Origin of the sequence: Pseudomonas sp. URIL14HWK12:I5, from assembly GCF_900176445.1 — a bacterium.
Lineage (GTDB): Bacteria > Pseudomonadota > Gammaproteobacteria > Pseudomonadales > Pseudomonadaceae > Aquipseudomonas > Aquipseudomonas monteilii.
This window is the reverse complement of sequence record NZ_FWXQ01000010.1, coordinates 56,894-76,007: the sequence shown is the minus strand read 5'-3', so window position 1 is coordinate 76,007 and position 19,114 is coordinate 56,894. Positions and strand designations below refer to the sequence as shown.

Here is a 19,114-nt window from a genome sequence, read left to right as displayed (position 1 = left end):
GGAAACATTACCCACACACGATGGCTGCAATTGCTGTTACCTTGGGCGCACTGTTCCGAAACAGCCAAGGACTGCGTCATGCCTCCACGCCCAACCACCCCAAACGGCTTCGTCCGTGTGCGGGGTGCCCGCGAGCACAACCTGAAGAACATCGATGTCGATATCCCCCGCGATGCGCTGGTGGTGTTTACCGGCGTATCCGGCTCAGGCAAATCGTCACTGGCCTTCTCCACGTTGTATGCCGAAGCCCAGCGCCGCTATTTCGAATCAGTGGCACCCTATGCCCGGCGCCTGATCGACCAGGTTGGCGTGCCAGACGTAGATGCGATCGAAGGCCTGCCTCCAGCCGTGGCCCTGCAGCAGCAACGTGGCACACCCAGCGCGCGTTCCTCGGTGGGCAGCGTGACCACCTTGTCCAGCTCGATCCGCATGCTCTACTCACGCGCCGGCCACTACCCGGCCGGGCAAGCGATGCTGTATGCCGAAGACTTTTCGCCAAACACGCCCCAGGGCGCATGCCCGGAGTGCCATGGCATGGGCCGGGTCTTCGAGGTGACCGAAGCGACCATGGTCCCCGACCCGTCACTGACCATTCGCGAACGCGCGGTGGCAGCGTGGCCGATGGCCTGGCAGGGCCAGAACCAGCGCGACATTCTGGTAACGCTGGGCTATGACGTCGATATCCCTTGGCGCGACTTGCCCCAGGCGCAACGCGACTGGATCCTGTTCACCGAAGAAACGCCCACCGCGCCGGTGTATGCCGGCCTGACGCCCGCGCAGACCCGCGCCGCACTCAAGCGCAAGCAGGAGCCTAGCTATCAAGGCACGTTCATGGGTGCCCGGCGTTACGTGCTGCATACCTTCATGCACTCGCAGAGCGCACAGATGCGTAAACGCGTGGCCCAGTACATGCGCCCCAGCCCCTGCCCGCTGTGCCAAGGCAAGCGCTTGAAGCGCGAGTCGCTGGGCGTGACCTTCGCCGGCATGGATATCGCCGAACTGTCGCACTTGTCGCTGCAGGCGCTGGCCGAGGTGTTCCGCAAAGTGTCGGCAGCTGACTATCTGGCGCACCCGCAAGACGACCTGACCCTGGAAAAGCGCCTGGCGGCACAACGCATCGCCAAGGAATTGCTGGAGCGCATCGACACGCTGCTCGACCTTGGCCTCGGTTACCTGGCCCTGGAGCGCAGCACCCCCACCTTGTCTTCGGGTGAGCTGCAACGCTTGCGCCTGGCCACCCAGCTCAACTCACAGCTGTTCGGTGTGATCTACGTGCTTGACGAGCCCTCGGCCGGCTTACACCCGGCCGACAGCGAGGCGTTGTTGGAAGCCCTGCAACGCCTGAAGCACGCGGGCAACTCGGTATATGTGGTGGAGCACGACCTGGACACCATGCGCCGCGCCGACTGGCTGGTGGATGTAGGGCCGGCTGCCGGCGAGCATGGTGGCACCATACTCTACAGCGGGCCGCCCGCAGGCCTGGCCGAGGTCGAGCCATCTTGCACCCGCACCTATCTGTTCAATGCACAGTCCCGGGCCACACGTGCGCCACGCCAGGCCCGAAACTGGCTCACGCTTGAAGGCATTACCCGTAACAACCTCAACAACCTTAGCGCCGCATTCCCGCTGGGCTGCTTTACCGCCGTTACGGGCATTTCCGGCTCGGGCAAGTCCAGCCTGGTCAGCCAGGCCCTGCTGGAGCTGGTCGGTGCGCACCTGGGCCATGCCGAGCAACGCAGCGAGCCCGAAGAACCAAGCCTGGAGGACGCGCCTGAGCAGACCGGCAGTGGGCATGTCAGCGCTGGCCTGGATAGCATCAAGCGCCTGGTACAGGTCGACCAGAAGCCGATCGGTCGCACGCCTCGCTCCAACCTGGCCACCTACACCGGCCTGTTCGACCACGTGCGCAAGCTGTTCGCGGCCACTGAGCAGGCCAAGGCACAGGGCTTTGACGCGGGGCGCTTTTCCTTCAACGTTGCCAAGGGCCGCTGCGCCAATTGCGAAGGCGAAGGCTTCGTCAGCGTTGAGCTGCTGTTCATGCCCAGTGTCTACGCCCCCTGCCCCACCTGCCATGGCGACCGCTACAACCCTGAAACCCTGGGGGTGAGCTGGCAAGGCATGAACATTGCGCAAGTGCTGCAGCTGACTGTCGAGCAAGCCCTGCAGGTCTTTGCCGAACAGCCACCGGCGCGGCGTTGCCTGCAAGTGTTGCAGGACATCGGCCTGGGCTACCTTCGCCTGGGCCAACCGGCTACCGAACTGTCCGGTGGTGAAGCACAACGGATCAAACTGGCGACCGAGCTGCAACGCACGGCCCGCGGGGCAACGCTGTATGTGCTGGACGAGCCCACCAACGGCTTGCACCCGCAAGACATCGACCGATTGCTGGTGCAACTGAACCGCCTGGTCGACGGCGGGCACAGCGTGGTGGTGGTTGAACATGACATGCGTGTGGTAGCGCAAAGCGACTGGGTGATCGATATCGGGCCGGGTGCCGGCGATGCCGGGGGCAAGGTGGTGGTCAGTGGCACGCCGCAGGTGGTGGCTGGGTGTGCGGTAAGCCGTACAGCAGCGTTTTTGGCCAAGGCCCTGTAAAAGCGCGCATTGCCAGGCTCCAGTCAGGGCCACAGATTGCGATCAATTCTTGATTGCACCCCTCTCCCGGAACCTCGCGCCTGCCATGCCGCCCGCCGACCTACCCTCAACCTGCAGGTCCAGACGCTGTGCACCGAGCACCACGGCTGGCTGCAGGGTTGGCTAGGGCAGTTGCAGTAGGGCACCGCTGACCGTGGGCGTACGGCGGCAATCGATCAGCGTCGACAGCTGGGCGACCGGCACCGGTGCGCGCAACACGCCTTACGACGAATCCATCACTACCCCGGTGTATGGCCTGGTGATCAAGCCCTGGGAACATGTGTCGTTCGCAGCAGGACACCTTCAACATGGACGGCGAACAGGTCAACAAGGGGGTGGAGCTGAATGTGTTCGGTGAGCCGGTGGACGGCCTGCGGCTGCTGACCGGTGCGATGTTCATGCACACGATCTCAATGCCACCACAAAAACCAAGGCATGCACCTAGCAGCAGCAACCGCCGCTCAAGTACAGTCTGCCCATGGACAAGTACGCCCCACGCCAGTGGCTTCCCCACGAAAAACCCAGCCTGCCGGGCTCCCCCTCCACGCCCCTGCATTCGCCAGCCAAGCGCCTGGCCTATGGCGTGGTCGGCCTGCTGGTCGCAATCACCGGCGGCCTTGGCAACGCGTTGGTCACCGCCAACCTGGTGTTCCTGCAAGGCGCCTTGGGCGCGACCACGGCAGAAATGGCCTGGCTGCCTGCCGCCTACGTCATGACCAACGTGTCCATCAACCTGCTGCTGGTGAAGTTTCGCCAACAGTTCGGCCTGCGGGCCTTCACCGAGGTGTTCTTGGTGCTGTATGCCCTGGTCACCTTCGCCCACCTGCTGGTCAACGACCTCAACTCGGCCATCGCGGTACGGGCGGCCCACGGCATGGTCGGCGCCGCGCTCAGCTCGCTGGGGCTGTATTACATGATCCAGGCGTTCCCGGCGCAATGGCGGCTCAAGGCGATGGTGCTGGGCCTGGGCGCCTCGCAGCTGGCACTGCCGCTGGCACGCATCTTTTCCGAAGACCTGCTGCAAATCGCCGAATGGCGTGGCCTGTACCTGTTCGAGCTGGGCCTGGCGCTGGCCGCGCTGGGTTGCGTGTTGATGCTCAAGTTGCCACCCGGTGACCGCTTCAAGACCTTCGAGCCCCTGGACTTCCTCACCTTCACCCTGATCGCCAGTGGCACAGCCCTGCTTTGCGCCGTGCTGTCGCTGGGGCGCATCGACTGGTGGCTGGAGGCGCCGTGGATCGGCGTGGCGCTGGCGGCCTCGATCGGTCTGCTCTTCAGCGGCCTGGCCATCGAGCACAACCGGCGGAACCCGTTGTTGATGACCCATTGGCTGGGCAGCGGTGCAGTCATTCGCCTGGCGCTGTGCGTGGTGTTGATCCGCATGGTCACATCCGAACAGTCAACGGGCGCAGTCGGCTTTTTGCAGGCGCTGAACATGGGCAGCGAGCAAATGCGCACGCTGTACTGGGTCATGCTGCTGGGTGCCGTGGCAGGCCTGGCCAGCAGCGCCCTCACCATCAACCCCAACCACCTGGTGATTCCGCTTTTCGTCTCGTTGCTGGCCATGGCTGCCGGCGCCTTCATGGACAGCAGCTCCAGCAACCTCACGCGTCCGGCACAAATGTACTTCAGCCAGTTTCTGCTGGCTTTTGGCAGCACCTTCTTTCTTGGCCCGTCGATGGCCTTGGGCATCAGCCATGTGCGCGCCAACCCACGCAACCTGGTGAGCTTTTCGGTACTGTTCGGCATCTGCAACAACCTCGGCGGCCTGATTGGCGCGGCGCTGCTGGGCACCTTCCAGATCTGGCGGGAAAAATTCCATTCCAGCCACCTGATGGACCGCCTCAGCTACCTCGAACCCCTGGTCAATGCGCGTGTGCAGAGCGGCGGCAGCGGTTACGGCGGCATCATCGCCGACCCGGCCCTGCGTAGCGAAGCCGGCATGCGCCTGCTGGCCAGCGCCGCCACCCGCGAGGCGAACATCATGGCGTACAACGACGTGTTCGTGCTGATTGGCAGTATCGCTATCCTGACAATGGTCTGGATCTGCATCCGTAGCACCTGGCTCTGGTACGCAAAACGCCAGGCCACCCTCACCGACTCCACCCCCGGCGCGCCCAACCGATGACCGACGACACCCGCACCACGACCACCACTGCCATTGCCGAAACCCCGGAAGGTGCCACACCGCCCAGCGAGCCGACCAGCCCGGTACGTTCGCGGCGGGTACGCATCCTCTCGTCAATCAGTTTCGCCTGCGTGGCCCTGGCCGGCATCCTGCTGGTGCTGTATGCCTGGCGCCTGCCACCGTTCGGCAGCGCCATCGAAAGTACCGAGAATGCGCTGGTACGCGGCCAGGTGACTATCATCGGCCCACAACTGAGTGGCTACATTGTCGACGTGCCGGTGCACGACTTCCAGTTCGTCAAGGCCGGTGACCTCTTGGTGCAACTGGACGACCGCATCTACAAACAGCGCCTGGCCCAGGCCATCGCCCAACTGCAGCAACAACAGGCAGCCCTGGCCAACAACCTGCAGCAGCGCAACAGTGCCGAAGCCACCATCGCCCAGCGCCAAGCGGCCATCGGCGATGCGATGGCCCAGGCGATCACGGCCAAAGCCGACCTGAGCCGCAACCAGGCGCTGGTCAACGACGGCTCGGTGTCGCGGCGCGACCTGGACCTGGCCCGTGCCAGCGAAGCGGCAGCGGTCGCCAGCCTGGCCCAGGCCAAGGCAGCGCTGGAAATCGCCCGCCAGGACCGTGAAACGGTGGTGGTCAACCGGGCAGCGCTGGAAGCATCGGTAGAGAATGCCAAGGCGGCCGTGGAACTGGCGCGCATCGACCTCGACAATACCCGCGTCACTGCCCCGCGCGACGGCCAGCTGGGGCAAATCGGCACACGCCTGGGGGCTTATGTGAACTCTGGCGCGCAGTTGATGGCGCTGGTACCCGACACCTTGTGGGTCATCGCCAACATGAAGGAAACCCAAATGGCCAATGTACGCATCGGCCAGCCGGTGACGTTCACCGTGGATGCCCTGAACCACCTGAAGTTGCAGGGGCACGTGCAGCAGATATCGCCAGCCACCGGCTCGGAGTTCGCCCTGCTGCAGGCAGACAATGCCACTGGCAACTTCGTCAAGATCGCCCAGCGGATTCCGGTGCGCATTACTGTGGATGCCGGCCAGGACGACGCCAGGCGACTGCGCCCAGGCATGTCGGTGGTCGTCAGTATCGATACCCGAGGTGAGCCATAGCGATGCCGTCTTGCCACGATTGCGCCGCTCTAACCCGTGGGTTCTAATCTGCAGCCATCGGTTTTATCTTCGCCATTCAAGGACGTTTCACCATGTACAGGAAGATCATGCCGCTGGCGCTGCTGGCAACCCTGGCAGGTTGCTCCGACAGCAACGACACCTCCGAGGCCAGTTTCAAGAAAGCCGCCCAGGCCTACCTCGACACCCAGTATCCGCACTGCTTCGTCATCAGCTCCTTCCCCACCAAGACACAGGACTTCGACCTGCACGGCACCAACAAGGCGCTGCATGCCTTGGCTAAGGTGGGCGTGGTCAGTGAGAAGGAAATCTCGCGCACCGAGGTGCCTGCCCGTCTGTGGCAACCGGCACGTACGGACATCTACTATGCCTATGCGCTTACCGACGAAGGCCGCAAGTATTACAAGGCGGACCACGGCCTTTGCTTTGGCAAGGCGCAGGTAACAGCGATCGAACAGTTCAGCGCGCCAAGCGAAGCCGCGGGACAAAAGACATCGAATGTGACCTATGCCTACACAATTACCGGGCTACCGGCATGGGCCGGTGATGAACAGGTCAAAGCCAGCATTGCCGAACTGGGCAAGGCTGTGGCCAGTCATGCTACGCCGCTCAAAGATACCCGGGCCATGGTGCTGACCCATCAAGGATGGCAACTGCGGGACAGATAGTGGGTTACCGGGTTTGCCCTGCAGCACTGGCTTGTCTGCCAAAGACACATTCATGTCGCCCACAGACTGCGGCGTCTCGTCGCACGCCAATGCCCCTTGGGCAAAACCGCGCAAGCCCGTAGAATCGCGCCTCCTTTTCGCCCGTCGCCTTGAACGGTGGCAACCGGCAGCAATGACAGAGTCCGTGCCTGAACACATGAACGCACATGTGAAATAGGCTCAACCCTCCCCGCACGGCCCATTTCCCAAAGGGCCCAGCGGTTGAGTCTTGCCCAGGTCGCATCCGTGTAGCCACTCGCCCCTTGCCGGGTCGGGCCGGCGTGCGCGTCCGAGAAGGCGCTCATTCCGCTCATCCAACTAGAGGTACGTATGTCTCCGCGTTTGCTGGCCATGGCGCTGGCGCCCCTGCTCGGGTTGTTCATCATTGCCCTGGGCAACGGCTTCATGTCTTCCCTGACCACCCTGCGCCTGGGCGCTGCCGGTGAATCAGCCACCACCATCGGCATTGTCTCGTCGACCTACTTCATCGGCCTGACCCTGGGTGCAATCTTCAACGACCGGCTGATCTTGCGCATCGGCCACATCCGCGCCTACACCAGCTTCGCTTCGCTGATCGCCGCGACCATCCTGCTGCAAGGGTTGTTCTACGACGTCACCTGGTGGTCTGTGCTGCGCCTGATCAACGGCTGGGCAGCGGTCGGCGTGTTCCTGGTGATCGAAAGCTGGCTGCTGCTGGCCGGCGACGCCAAGATTCGCGGCCGCCTGCTCGCGCTGTACATGATCGCCTTCTACGGCGCCGGGGTAATCGCCCAGGCAGGCCTGGGCGAAATCACCCAGCTGGGTCACACCGCCCCCTTCATGCTGGCTGGCGTACTGGCTGCACTGTCGGTGCTGCCTATCGTGATCTTGCCGCGGGTATCGCCCCTGCTGGACCAGGTCGAACCGCTCAAACCCCGCCAGCTGCTGGGTGTGGCACCGTCGGGCCTGGTGGGCTGCTTCGGTTCGGGTGTGGCCATTGCCGGGATCTATTCCCTGCTGCCGCTGTACCTGCAACGCATCGGCCTGGAGGTGGGCGAGGTCGGCAACATGATGGCTTGGGTGATCCTCGGCGCCATGCTGCTGCAATACCCGGTCGGGCGCTGGTCCGACCGCAAGGACCGCCAGGATGTGCTGATCGCCCTGGCTGCGCTGTGTGTGGTGCTGTCGCTGGTCACGGTGTTCCTGCCGTCGGACTCGTTCCTGCTGCCAGCCATGCTGTTCCTGCTGGGTGGTGGCGTGTTCACCCTGTACCCGGTGGCGGTCAGCCATGCCGCCGACCGGGCGCCGTCCGATGCGCTGGTACCGATGATTCAGGGCCTGCTGCTGATCAACTCGCTGGGCTCTGCCATGGCGCCGGTCGCCATGTCGCCGATGATGACCGAGTTTGGCGAAGCCGGCCTGTTCTGGGCCTTTGCCGTGGTCAACCTGGGCATGGTGTGCTTCTTCATGTGGCGCCGTGGCAAACGCCCGGCGGCGGAGCACCCGGCACCGTTTACGGCTTCGACCACCTTCTCGCCAACCGGCGCCGAGCTGCGCGTGACCGAAGACCTGATGCACGCCGCGCAGGAGCATCCGCCGCTGGAGCCGGTAGAAAACCCTGCACCAGCACAGCGCTCGGAATCTCATTGATCCCAGGGGCCGCAGTGCGGCCCCTGAAGTTACCGCTCGTCGCCCAAAGCGCACCCCGCTCCCCGCACTTGGCCAAACGAATGACAGATCATCCGCAAAGGAGACTTCCCATGATCCGCATTCGTCCGCTTTCCCTGTACCTCGCGCTGGCCCTGACCAGCCTCACCGGCACCGCCTTCGCTGCCACCAACACCGACACACACACCAACACCGACAGTCGCCCACAGACCGATCAGTCTGGCGGCAAGACGGCTGGTGAGGGCAGCAGCGTCAACAGCCCCGGCAGTGGTAAAAGCAACGACAGCAACGACGCCGGCAACAACACCGATGCCGCCGACGGCGCCAGCGGCGGCTCCAACAGCACCGGCGAGGCTACCGGCTCCGGTGCGGGGCACACCGGAGGCACTGCAGAGGACCAAGACAGCCACTAGGTCGGGCGTTACGGTCATTGAACCAGCCAGTACAAAAACAAATGATCAACCCTATAGCATTTATCCATTGAATGGCCCGGCCGAACTGAAGTAAGCTCGGGCTCATTCACTGGAGAGCAACATGCCGAAACACACCCGCAACCACGCCAACCACACCGGTCGCACCCTGCGCCCTGTGCTGGCCGTTGCCGGCTGCGTGGCACCTGCCAGCTATTACTTTGGGTATTGGTTTAGCCACTAGGCGCCGATACCCACACGGCGCCCACCTTCGAGGGGCCGCCGAACATGAGAATACTCAAACCCCCGGTCGGCTCCCCGACCGGGGGTTTTGCTTTTCAGGCCTTTGAACAACACCGATTCACATTGAGGACAGATTCATGAACTACGCCACTTATTACTACGCAAACACCTATGCCTGGCGATTTAGCCAATCCCGTTCGGGCCAGCCTGCCGCCTCCGTCCGGTCTTCCACAGGTGGCAATGCAACAGCCAATACGAATTCAACGATCTGTCGAACACCTCGATAGGGCCGACCTCGCGGGCCAGAACCCGCCGTCCGCCCAGGGAAAAACGCCATGCAAGCTTCCAGCCTCGCCCTGCCCCTGACCCAGCCGCAAGCGGCCAACACCACCGTCAGCAAGCGCCTGCCCAGCCCGCACCTGCTCAAGCAGCAAATGCCGCTGTCCAGCGAACTCACCCAGCAAGTCCATGCCCACCGTCAGGCCATCCGCGACATCCTCGAAGGCCGCGATCCGCGCCTGTTGGTGATTGTCGGCCCCTGCTCGATCCACGACCCTCGTTCAGCCCTGGAGTACGCCGACCGCCTGGCCGCTCTCAGCCGTGAAGTCAGCGACAAGCTGCTGCTGGTGATGCGCGCCTACGTCGAAAAACCCCGTACTACCGTGGGCTGGAAAGGCCTCGCCTACGACCCGCACCTCGATGGCAGTGACGACATGCACTCGGGCATCGCGTTGTCCCGTGGGTTGATGCTGAGCATGATCGAACGCGGCCTGCCGATCGCCACCGAGCTGCTGCAACCGATGGCCGCCGGCTACTTCGACGACCTGCTGGCCTGGGCCGCGATTGGCGCACGCACCACCGAATCGCAGATTCACCGGGAAATGGTCAGCGGCCTGGAGCTGCCAGTCGGCTTCAAGAACGGCACCGACGGCGGCATCGCCATCGCCAGCGACGCCATGCGCAGCGCCGCCCACCCACACCGCCACTTCGGTATGGATGCGCAGGGCCACCCGGCGATCATCGAAACCCTGGGCAACCCGGACACTCACCTGGTACTGCGCGGTGGCCACAAAGGCCCCAACTACGATGCCAACAGCATCGCCATGGCCCGCCAGGCACTGGCCAAGGTTGGCGTGCAGGCGCGAATCATGGTCGATTGCAGCCACGCCAACAGCGGCAAGGACCCGGCTCGCCAGCCAGCGGTGTTCAACGATGTGCTGGCGCAACGCCTGGCCGGCGACCGCTCGCTCGTTGGCGTGATGATCGAGGGGCATTTGTTCGATGGCTGTCAGGCGCTGGGCAAGGGTGTACTGAAGTACGGCGTGTCGATCACCGACGGCTGCCTGGGCTGGACCTTGACCGAAACCCTGTTGCGCGAAGCGGCACAAAAACTGTAAGACGAAGGATGCAAGCCTGGCGAGACATACCCCAAGCAAGTGCGCTAGGCTTGCCTTTTTACCCCAAGGAGCAGTACCCATGGCCCGTGCAACCGCCCGCCACATCCTGGTCAGCAGCATCGATAAATGCAACGAACTCAAAGCCCAGATCGAAGCAGGCGCCGACTTCGCTGAAATCGCCAAAGCCAACTCCACCTGCCCGTCCAGCCGTCAGGGCGGTGACCTGGGCTCGTTCGGCCCAGGCCAGATGGTCAAGGAATTCGACACCGTGGTGTTCAGCGCTCCGGTCAACACCGTGCAAGGCCCGGTGAAAACCCAGTTCGGCTACCACCTGCTGGAAGTGACCAGCCGCCAGGACTAAGTCCTCGCAGCCGATGAAAGTCCGTGTGGGAGCGGGCGTGCCCGCGAATAGGCCAGACCAGACAACCTCGTTGCCTGAGCCGACGCATTCGCGGGCACGCCCGCTCCCACAGGGTTTGTGGGGCCTGCTCTTGCTTTGTCTGGCCTTCAATGCCCAAGCCGCCCCCACCCACGCACTCACCGTCTACGGTGAAGCTCCCCGCTACAACGCCAGCTTCCAGCACTTCGACTACGTCAACCCTAACGCCCCCAAGGGCGGCATCCTGCGCCGCTCGGCCATCGAGATCGGCCAGTTCGACCATATCCTGCCGTACATTGACAAAGGCATTGGCGTCAGCGAAGTCGATGGCCTGTTGTATGCGCCACTGGCCGTGCGCTCGTTCGATGAACCCTATACCGTCTATGGCCTGATCGCCCACAGCATGGAGCGCGGCCCCGACGATGCCTGGCTACGTTTCAATATCGACCCGCGTGCCACCTTCGCCGATGGCAAACCGGTGCGTGCCGAAGACGTACGTTTCACCTTCGAGCTGCTGATGAACAAGGGCAGCCTCAAGTACCGCACCCAGTTCGCCGACGTCACTGGTGTGACCGTGGAAAACCCGCACAGCGTACGCTTCGACTTCAAGCCCGGGCACGGCCGCACCCTGACCCTTGACCTCGCCAGCCTGCCGGTAATGCCCGAACACGACTGGCAGCAACGCGACTTCGCCAACGGTGCCGGTTTTGACAAGCCAGTCGGCAGCGGCCCGTACCGCATCGGGCGCATCGACAACGGCCGCAGCATCACCTTCGAACGCGACCCCACCTGGTGGGCGCGCGACCTGCCCGCCAGCCGTGGCCGCTACAATTTCGACAAGCTGCGCATCGAGTACTTCGGCGATACCGAGGTGGCCCGGCAGGTGCTCAAAGGCGGGGGGTACGACTACAACCGTGAGTTCTCCGCCACCGCTTACACCCTGGGCTACAACGGTGCGCAACTGGAGGATGGTCGCCTGCAACGCGCCCACCTTGGCCCGGCCAAACCGCAAGTGGCCCAAGGCTTCGTGTTCAACCTCGACCAGCCGCAGTTCAAGGACCGCCGGGTGCGCCAGGCGCTGGGCATGTTGTGGGACTACGAGTGGAGCAACCGGCAGATGATGCGCAATATGTACATCCGCCAACAAAGCGTGTTCTCCAACACCCCGCTGGCGGCCCGCAAGTTGCCGGATGCCGGCGAGCTGAAGCTGCTGGAGCCGTTGCGCGGCCACGTACCAGGCGAAGTTTTTACCACGGTGTTCAGCGCCCCGGTCACCGACGGGTCCGGGATCATCCGCAAACAACAGTTGCAGGCCCTGGCCCTGCTTGAACAAGCCGGTTGGCACCCCGAAGGCGACCGCCTGGTGAACAGCGACGGCACACCGCTGGCCTTCACCTTCCTCAACGGCCAGGCGGGCATGGAGCGCCTGCTGCTGCCGTGGAAGCGCAACCTGGCCCAGATCGGCGTCACCCTGAACATCCGCAATGTCGACGCTGCCCAGTACGTCAACCGGCTGATGGCGCGCGACTACGACATGATCGTCACCGGCTACCCGGTTACCCTGTCGCCGGGTGCCGAGTTGTACAACTACTTTGGCTCGGCAGCCGCCCACGACCCCGGCTCGAACAACCTGATGGTGCTGCAAGACCCGGCCGTGGACCGCCTGATCGACGGCCTGGTGCGGGCCGACACCCAGGCCGACATGCTGCAGCACGCCCGCGCCCTGGACCGGGTGCTGCAATGGAACTACTACTGGATTCCCAACTACTACCCGCCAGGTAGCTCCACCGCCTGGTGGAACCGCTTTGGCCTGCCCAAGGTCCAGGCGGCCTATGACGAAGGCCTGGACACCTGGTGGGAGATCAGCCCCACTCCGCTGACCAACGCGCAAATGGCCGAACGCCAGAAGGCCTTGCGATGACCACCTACATCTTGCGCCGTCTGTTGTTGATCATCCCGACCCTGCTGGCGATCCTGCTGGTCAACTTCGCCATCGTCCAGGCTGCGCCGGGTGGCCCGGTAGAACAGGCCGTGGCGCGTCTGCAAGGCCTTGGCGGCGGTACACCCGGCGCGCGGGCCGAAGTGGTGCACGGTGAGTCCCGCGCCACACGAGGCCTGGACCCGAAACTGATCGAGGAGATCAAGCGCCAGTACGGTTTCGACAAATCCGCCCCCGAGCGCTTGTGGCTCATGCTGGGCCAGTATGCCCGGCTGGACTTCGGCAACAGTTTCTTCCGCGGTGCCAAGGTCACGGACCTGATCCTGGACAAGTTGCCGGTCACCCTGTCGCTGGGTTTCTGGGCCACGCTGATCACCTACCTGGTGTCGATCCCGCTGGGCATACGCAAGGCGGTGCGCCACGGCAGCCGGTTCGATGCCTGGAGCAGCGCGCTGATCGTGGTCGGCTATGCCCTGCCCTCGTTCCTGTTCGCCTTGCTGCTGATCGTGCTGTTCGCCGGAGGGACCTCGCTCAACTGGTTCCCGGTGCGTGGCCTGGTTTCGGACAACTTTGACGAACTCAGCCTGCTGGGCAAGGTTGCCGACTACTTCTGGCACCTGGTGCTGCCAGTCGGCGCCTTGGTCATTGGCGGTTTCGCGACCCTCACGTTGCTGACCAAGAACGCCTTCCTCGACGAGATTTCCCGCCAATACGTCGTCACCGCCCGGGCCAAAGGCCTGAGTGAACGCCGGGTGCTGTATGGCCATGTATTGCGCAATGCCATGCTGCTGGTGGTAGCGGGCTTGCCGCAGGCACTGATAACGGTGTTTTTCGCCGGTTCCTTGCTGATCGAAGTGATCTTTTCGCTCGATGGCCTGGGCCGCATGAGCTATGACGCAGCAGTGTCGCGGGATTACCCGGTCGTGTTCGGCACACTGTTCATCTTCACCCTGGCGGGCCTGTTGATCCGCCTGATCGGGGACCTGTCGTACACGTTGCTCGACCCTCGCATCGACTTCGATACGAGGGCGCACTGATGCTTTCCCCCGTCTCGCGCCGTCGCCTGCAACGCTTTCGCCGCAACCGCCTGGGCTGGGTCTCGCTGTGGCTGTTTGCCGGCCTGTTGCTGTTGAGCATGGGCGCAGAGCTGGTGGCCAACGATAAACCCCTGCTGCTGGGCTACAAGGGCGAGCTCTACATGCCGGCACTCAAACGCTACACCGAGCAGCAGTTTGGTGGCCAATTGCCGTTCCAGCCCGATTACCGCAGTGCGTATGTGCGCCAACTGATCGCGGAACAAGGCGGCTGGATGCTGTTCGCGCCCATCCCGTTCAGCGCCGACACCCCCAACTACGACCTGCAAGTCCCCACCCCCAGCCCGCCAAGTGCAAGCAACTGGTTGGGTACCGACGATCAAGGGCGCGATGTGCTGGCGCGGGTACTGTACGGCACGCGGGTATCGCTGCTGTTCGCTTTTGCCCTGACCGTCGTTAGCGTGCTCATTGGCGTGATAGCCGGCGCGTTGCAGGGCTACCACGGCGGTTGGGTCGACCTGCTCGGCCAGCGCCTGCTGGAAGTGTGGTCAGGCTTGCCGGTGCTGTACCTGCTGATCATCCTCAGCGGCTTTGTCGAACCGGATTTCTGGTGGTTGCTGGGGATCATGGCGCTGTTCTCCTGGCTGACGTTGGTCGATGTGGTACGCGCCGAGTTTCTGCGTGGGCGCAACCTGGAGTATGTAAAGGCAGCCCGGGCGTTGGGCCTGCCGGACAGCCAGGTGATGCTGCGACATATTTTGCCCAACGCCATGAATGCCACGCTGACCTACGTGCCATTCATGCTGACCGGGGCGATCACGACCCTGACCGCACTGGATTTCCTCGGGTTTGGCATGCCGGCCGGGAGTGCTTCGCTGGGTGAGTTGGTGACCCAGGGCAAGCAACACCTGGAGGCGCCATGGCTGGGCTTTACCGCGTTTTTCGCGCTGGCGGTGATCTTGTCGTTGCTGGTGTTTATCGGGGACGCCTTGCGCGAAGCATTCGACCCCAGAGGTTAGGTTTTACAGGCCCGGCCTTCACATGATTCGGAATTTGCCCCATGCACGACAGCGACAGCCTCAAGAACTACCCCCAGGTACGGCAACTGGCAATTCACTCGCTGTTCGAGATTATCGAGCAGTCCAGCGAAGGCACGGTCATCGTTGACCGCAATGCACGTATCGTCTGGATGAACGAACGCTACGCCCGGCGCTTTGGCCTGGCCGATGCCGCCAGTGCCATCGGCCAGCCGTGCGAAGCGGTGATCCCGGGCAGCCTGATGCGCGAGGTGGTGAGCAATGGCCGGCCAATCCTGCTGGACATGCTCGACACCCCGAACGAGCCCTTGGTGGTGATGCGCCTGCCGATCCACGACGACCAGGGCGCTCTGATCGGTGCCATCGGCTTTGCCCTGTTCGACGAACTGCGCAGCCTGTCGCCACTGCTTAAACGCTACGCCAGCATGCAGCAGGAACTGGCCTCGACCCGCTCGCAACTGCGCGCCCGCCAAGCCAAGTACAGCTTCGCCCAGTTCGTGGGCAGCAGCGCTGCCAGCCTGGAAGCCAAGCGCCGCGCCCGGCGCGGTGCGGGCAGCGATTCGCCGGTGTTGTTGCTGGGCGAAACCGGTACGGGCAAAGAGCTACTGGCCCATGCCATCCACGCGGCTTCGGCGCGGGCGCACAAAGCCTTCGTCAGCATCAACAGTGCAGCGATCCCTGAAACGCTGCTGGAAGCCGAATTTTTCGGCACCGCGCCGGGTGCGTTTACCGGCGCCGACCGCAAGGGCCGCAGTGGCAAGCTGCAGTTGGCCGAAGGCGGCACGCTGTTCCTCGACGAGATCGGCGACATGCCGCTAGCCCTGCAGAGCAAGCTGCTGCGCGTGCTGCAGGAAAAGGAATACGAGCCGGTTGGCTCGAACCAGATGCTGCGCAGCGACGTGCGCATCATTGCCGCCACCTCCATCGACCTGCAGGCGGCCATGGCCCGTGGGGCGTTTCGCGCCGACCTGTATTACCGGCTGAATGTGCTGCCGATCGACGTGCCGCCGCTGCGGGAGCGACTGGAGGATTTGCCAGCGCTGTGCGAGACCATACTGGGTGAACTGGGCAGCCAGTACGAGCTGGAGGCCGACGCGCAACAACTGCTGGCGCGGCATGCATGGCCGGGGAACATTCGCGAGCTGCGCAATGTGCTGGAGCGCGCGACATTGCTGGCGGATCAGCCACGGTTGGGGGGGGCGGACTTGCGTGCGGCATTGGGGCCGTTGAGCCCGGTAGCGGGCGGGCCGGTGCGACAGACATACCGGGAGGCCTGCGAGGCATTCGAGCGCAAGCTGATTGGCGAGGCACTCGCAGAATGCGAGGGCAATGTACCGCAGGCTGCTAAGGCGTTGGGGCTAGGACGGTCGACCCTGTACAAGAAGATGGTTGCACTCAGTCTCTGATTAGAGACTCTAGTTTCTATATTGAGACTATGGCAAGGGCTTTGCCCTTGTGCCTCGAAGTGACGCAAAGCGAAAAAAAATCTCGAATTAGAGACAAATATTTTAGAAAAAACAAAAAACATCTATAAATCAATGACTTAAATGTTGGCACGATTCCCGCTATCTCCTGCACACCGATAAAAACAAGACTTACCCAGGAGACCCACCCCGATGACCGTGCTCATCGCCCTCGCCGCTCTGGCCCTGCTGATGCTGGCTGCCTATCGCGGTTACAGCGTAATTCTCTTTGCCCCCATCGCCGCCCTCGGCGCCGTCCTGCTCACCGACCCCTCTGCCGTGGCCCCCGCGTTCACCGGGGTGTTCATGGAGAAAATGGTGGGCTTCATCAAACTCTATTTCCCGGTGTTCCTGCTGGGCGCAGTATTTGGCAAGCTGATCGAACTGTCCGGCTTTTCCCGATCGATCGTCGCCGCCGCCATCCGCCTGCTTGGCACCCGTCAGGCGATGCTGGTAATCGTGCTGGTCTGTGCCCTGCTCACCTATGGCGGTGTCTCGCTGTTCGTGGTGGTGTTCGCGGTGTACCCGTTCGCCGCCGAAATGTTCCGCCAGAGCAACATCCCCAAGCGCCTGATCCCCGCCACCATCGCCTTGGGCGCGTTCTCGTTCACCATGGACGCCCTGCCGGGCACCCCGCAAATCCAGAACATCATCCCCAGCACCTTCTTCAACACCACCGCCTGGGCGGCGCCATGGCTGGGCCTGATCGGCACGTTGTTCGTGTTCTTTACCGGCATGGCCTACTTGCAACGCCAACGCAACAAAGCCCAGCGTGCGGGTGAAGGCTATGGCACCGACCTGCGCAATGAGCCGGAAACCGCTGCCGACCTGGCCCTGCCTAACCCCTGGCTGGCCTTGGCGCCACTGCTGCTGGTGGGGGTGATGAACCTGCTGTTCACCCACTGGATCCCGCAGTGGTACGGCCCCAGCCACAGCCTGCAACTGCCCGGCATGAACGCGCCAGTGCAAAGCGACGTGGCCAAGCTCACGGCCATCTGGGCAGTGCAGGCGGCATTGCTGGTGGGCATCCTCATGGTGCTGGTGTGTGCCTTTGGCGCCATCCGCACGCGCCTTGCCGAAGGCACCAAAAGCGCGGTGGGTGGTGCCTTGCTGGCGGCCATGAATACCGCTTCTGAATATGGCTTTGGTGCAGTGATCGCCTCGCTGCCAGGCTTTCTGGTGCTGGCCGATGCCCTGCGTGGCATCCCCAACCCGCTGGTCAACGAAGCCATCACCGTGACCTTGCTCGCCGGCATCACAGGCTCCGCTTCGGGCGGCATGAGCATCGCCCTGGCGGCCATGGGCGACACGTTCATCGCCGCCGCCCATGCCGCCAACATCCCGCTCGAAGTACTGCACCGGGTGGCCGCCATGGCCAGCGGTGGCATGGACACCCTGCCACACAACGGCGCGGTGATCACCTTGCTGGCGGTGACCGGCCTGACCCACCGCGAGGCTTACAAGGACATTTTCGGTATTACCCTGATCAAGACCCTGGCGGTGTTCGTGGTCATCGCCACGTTCTACGCCACTGGCATCGTCTAAGGAGCTATGCATGACCCTCAAAGGCAAGACTGCACTCGTCACCGGTTCCACCAGCGGCATCGGCCTGGGCATCGCCCAGGTGCTGGCCCGCGCGGGCGCCGATATCGTGCTCAACGGCTTTGGCGACCCGGCACCGGCGCTGGCCGAGATCAGCCGGCACGGGGTGAAGGCCGTTCACCACCCGGCCGACCTGTCGGACGTGGCCCAGATCGAAGCGTTGTTCGCCTTGGCCGAACGCGAATTCGGTGGTGTCGACATTCTGGTCAACAATGCCGGCATCCAGCATGTAGCGCCGGTGGAGCAGTTCCCGCAGGAAAGCTGGGACAAGATCATCGCCCTCAACCTGTCGGCCGTGTTCCATGGCACGCGGCTGGCGCTGCCGGGCATGCGCGCGCGCAACTGGGGGCGCATCATCAACATCGCTTCGGTACATGGCCTGGTCGGTTCGACTGGCAAGGCAGCCTATGTGGCGGCCAAACATGGTGTGGTCGGCCTGACCAAGGTGGTCGGGCTGGAAACGGCCACCAGCAATGTCACCTGCAATGCCATCTGCCCAGGCTGGGTGCTGACCCCGCTGGTGCAGAAGCAGATCGACGACCGTGCTGCCAACGGTGGCGATCCGCTGCAGGCACAGCATGATCTGCTGGCCGAGAAACAACCATCGCTGGCGTTCGTCACCCCCGAACACCTGGGTGAGCTGGTACTATTCTTGTGCAGCGAGGCCGCAAGCCAGGTTCGCGGCGCCGCCTGGAACGTCGATGGTGGCTGGTTGGCCCAGTGACGGGCAGCCTGGGCCTGGCGGTGGTCTCGCATTCGATTATTTGCAAGGAGGCCTTATGCGCCCTACCCCGATGACCGCGATTCTGGCCCTGACCCTGGCTGCCGCAGCCCCTGTGATGGCTGCCAGCCTGAAGGACGTCGCCCCCTACCCCGAGGCAGAAAAAGGCTTCACCCGGCAGGTGATCCACCTGCCGGCACAGGCCGATGAGTCGGCCTATAAACTGGAAATCCTCGCCGGCAAGACGCTGCAGGTGGACTGCAATCGCCAACGCCTGGGCGGCAACCTGGAAGAACGCACCCTGGAAGGCTGGGGCTACAACTACTACCGCCTGGACAAGGTCAGCGGCCCGGCCAGCACGCTGATGGCCTGCCCGGATGGCAAAAAGACCGAGGCCTTCGTGCCGGTGGTCGGTGACGGCTTCCTGCTGCGCTACAACAGCAAATTGCCAGTGGTGGTGTATGTGCCCAAGGATGTCGAAGTCCGCTACCGCGTGTGGTCGGCATCGCAGGACGTGCAAAAGGCTAAAGTAGAGTAAGCACGGCCTTGCTCGGCATCTGAAAGCTTGCGCTCCCACAGGGGATAGCAGATACCTGTCCCACAAAGAACAAGCCCGCAGTTGGCA

Annotated in this window: 15 protein-coding genes and 1 pseudogene; all 16 read left to right on the top strand. The window is 63.4% G+C overall.

Features of this window, described 5'->3' with window-relative positions; genetic code table 11:
• Positions 1-78 precede the first annotated feature (78 nt).
• The 16 genes and pseudogenes from B9A31_RS21670 (at position 79) to eco (ending at position 19,027) form a co-directional block, all read left to right on the top strand.
• Entirely contained in the window at positions 79-2,595 is a 2,517-nt protein-coding gene (locus B9A31_RS21670) for an excinuclease ABC subunit UvrA (protein ID WP_027609286.1), read from the top strand.
• Positions 2,596-2,773: 178 nt separating this feature from the next.
• Positions 2,774-3,041, top strand: a pseudogene (locus B9A31_RS27580) (TonB-dependent siderophore receptor); the annotation flags it as partial.
• 71 nt (positions 3,042-3,112) lie between these two features.
• Positions 3,113-4,762 carry an MFS transporter gene (locus B9A31_RS21660; protein WP_019098700.1) on the top strand — a complete coding sequence of 550 codons (1,650 nt, stop codon included), beginning with the start codon at positions 3,113-3,115 and terminating at the stop codon, positions 4,760-4,762.
• Positions 4,759-5,892: an HlyD family secretion protein gene (locus tag B9A31_RS21655; RefSeq protein ID WP_084297348.1), complete on the top strand. Its 1,134-nt coding sequence runs from the start codon at positions 4,759-4,761 to the stop codon at positions 5,890-5,892. The genes B9A31_RS21660 and B9A31_RS21655 overlap by 4 nt, the downstream gene beginning before the upstream one ends.
• A gap of 92 nt (positions 5,893-5,984) precedes the next feature.
• A complete protein-coding gene (locus tag B9A31_RS21650) occupies positions 5,985-6,578 on the top strand; it encodes a hypothetical protein (protein WP_084297347.1) in 594 nt (197 codons plus the stop codon).
• A gap of 369 nt (positions 6,579-6,947) precedes the next feature.
• The gene (locus tag B9A31_RS21645) at positions 6,948-8,246 is read left to right on the top strand and encodes an MFS transporter (protein ID WP_027609287.1); all 1,299 of its coding nucleotides are present in this window, start codon (positions 6,948-6,950) and stop codon (positions 8,244-8,246) included.
• Between the two features lie 110 nt (positions 8,247-8,356).
• Positions 8,357-8,677: a hypothetical protein gene (locus B9A31_RS21640; protein WP_084297346.1), complete on the top strand. Its 321-nt coding sequence runs from the start codon at positions 8,357-8,359 to the stop codon at positions 8,675-8,677.
• A gap of 575 nt (positions 8,678-9,252) precedes the next feature.
• Positions 9,253-10,314, top strand: coding sequence for a 3-deoxy-7-phosphoheptulonate synthase (locus tag B9A31_RS21635; protein ID WP_027609289.1), 1,062 nt, complete (start codon positions 9,253-9,255; stop codon positions 10,312-10,314).
• 79 nt (positions 10,315-10,393) lie between these two features.
• Positions 10,394-10,675 (top strand): peptidylprolyl isomerase, encoded by a 282-nt coding sequence (locus B9A31_RS21630; RefSeq protein ID WP_016715592.1) that lies wholly within the window; start codon positions 10,394-10,396, stop codon positions 10,673-10,675.
• Positions 10,676-10,814: 139 nt separating this feature from the next.
• The gene (locus tag B9A31_RS21625) at positions 10,815-12,614 is read left to right on the top strand and encodes an extracellular solute-binding protein (protein WP_084297390.1); all 1,800 of its coding nucleotides are present in this window, start codon (positions 10,815-10,817) and stop codon (positions 12,612-12,614) included.
• A complete protein-coding gene (locus tag B9A31_RS21620) occupies positions 12,611-13,669 on the top strand; it encodes a microcin C ABC transporter permease YejB (RefSeq protein ID WP_027609291.1) in 1,059 nt (352 codons plus the stop codon). Before B9A31_RS21625 ends, B9A31_RS21620 begins: the two co-directional genes overlap by 4 nt.
• On the top strand, positions 13,669-14,685 hold the full coding sequence (locus B9A31_RS21615) for an ABC transporter permease (RefSeq protein WP_016715595.1): 1,017 nt from the start codon (positions 13,669-13,671) through the stop codon (positions 14,683-14,685). The genes B9A31_RS21620 and B9A31_RS21615 overlap by 1 nt, the downstream gene beginning before the upstream one ends.
• Positions 14,686-14,726: 41 nt before the next feature.
• Positions 14,727-16,109, top strand: coding sequence for a sigma-54 interaction domain-containing protein (locus B9A31_RS21610; RefSeq protein WP_027609293.1), 1,383 nt, complete (start codon positions 14,727-14,729; stop codon positions 16,107-16,109).
• A 210-nt stretch (positions 16,110-16,319) separates the two neighbouring features.
• Positions 16,320-17,711 carry a GntP family permease gene (locus tag B9A31_RS21605; RefSeq protein WP_016715597.1) on the top strand — a complete coding sequence of 464 codons (1,392 nt, stop codon included), beginning with the start codon at positions 16,320-16,322 and terminating at the stop codon, positions 17,709-17,711.
• 10 nt (positions 17,712-17,721) lie between these two features.
• Positions 17,722-18,492, top strand: a complete 771-nt coding sequence (gene hbdH, locus B9A31_RS21600; RefSeq protein WP_019098693.1) for a 3-hydroxybutyrate dehydrogenase — start codon at positions 17,722-17,724, stop codon at positions 18,490-18,492.
• Between the two features lie 55 nt (positions 18,493-18,547).
• Positions 18,548-19,027 (top strand): serine protease inhibitor ecotin, encoded by a 480-nt coding sequence (eco, locus tag B9A31_RS21595; RefSeq protein WP_025754168.1) that lies wholly within the window; start codon positions 18,548-18,550, stop codon positions 19,025-19,027.
• The last annotated feature ends 87 nt before the right edge of the window (positions 19,028-19,114 follow it).

Bases quoted from the DNA above. Each gene is read 5' to 3' on its own strand.
- B9A31_RS21615 (WP_016715595.1), top strand. From the start codon at position 13,669: ATGCTTTCCCCCGTCTCGCGCCGTCGCCTGCAACGCTTTCGCCGCAAC.
- B9A31_RS21620 (WP_027609291.1), top strand. From the start codon at position 12,611: ATGACCACCTACATCTTGCGCCGTCTGTTGTTGATCATCCCGACCCTG.
- eco (WP_025754168.1), top strand. From the start codon at position 18,548: ATGCGCCCTACCCCGATGACCGCGATTCTGGCCCTGACCCTGGCTGCC.
- B9A31_RS21605 (WP_016715597.1), top strand. From the start codon at position 16,320: ATGACCGTGCTCATCGCCCTCGCCGCTCTGGCCCTGCTGATGCTGGCT.
- B9A31_RS21650 (WP_084297347.1), top strand. From the start codon at position 5,985: ATGTACAGGAAGATCATGCCGCTGGCGCTGCTGGCAACCCTGGCAGGT.
- B9A31_RS21660 (WP_019098700.1), top strand. From the start codon at position 3,113: ATGGACAAGTACGCCCCACGCCAGTGGCTTCCCCACGAAAAACCCAGC.
- hbdH (WP_019098693.1), top strand. From the start codon at position 17,722: ATGACCCTCAAAGGCAAGACTGCACTCGTCACCGGTTCCACCAGCGGC.
- B9A31_RS21670 (WP_027609286.1), top strand. From the start codon at position 79: ATGCCTCCACGCCCAACCACCCCAAACGGCTTCGTCCGTGTGCGGGGT.
- B9A31_RS21610 (WP_027609293.1), top strand. From the start codon at position 14,727: ATGCACGACAGCGACAGCCTCAAGAACTACCCCCAGGTACGGCAACTG.
- B9A31_RS21635 (WP_027609289.1), top strand. From the start codon at position 9,253: ATGCAAGCTTCCAGCCTCGCCCTGCCCCTGACCCAGCCGCAAGCGGCC.
- B9A31_RS21640 (WP_084297346.1), top strand. From the start codon at position 8,357: ATGATCCGCATTCGTCCGCTTTCCCTGTACCTCGCGCTGGCCCTGACC.
- B9A31_RS21630 (WP_016715592.1), top strand. From the start codon at position 10,394: ATGGCCCGTGCAACCGCCCGCCACATCCTGGTCAGCAGCATCGATAAA.
- B9A31_RS21645 (WP_027609287.1), top strand. From the start codon at position 6,948: ATGTCTCCGCGTTTGCTGGCCATGGCGCTGGCGCCCCTGCTCGGGTTG.
- B9A31_RS21655 (WP_084297348.1), top strand. From the start codon at position 4,759: ATGACCGACGACACCCGCACCACGACCACCACTGCCATTGCCGAAACC.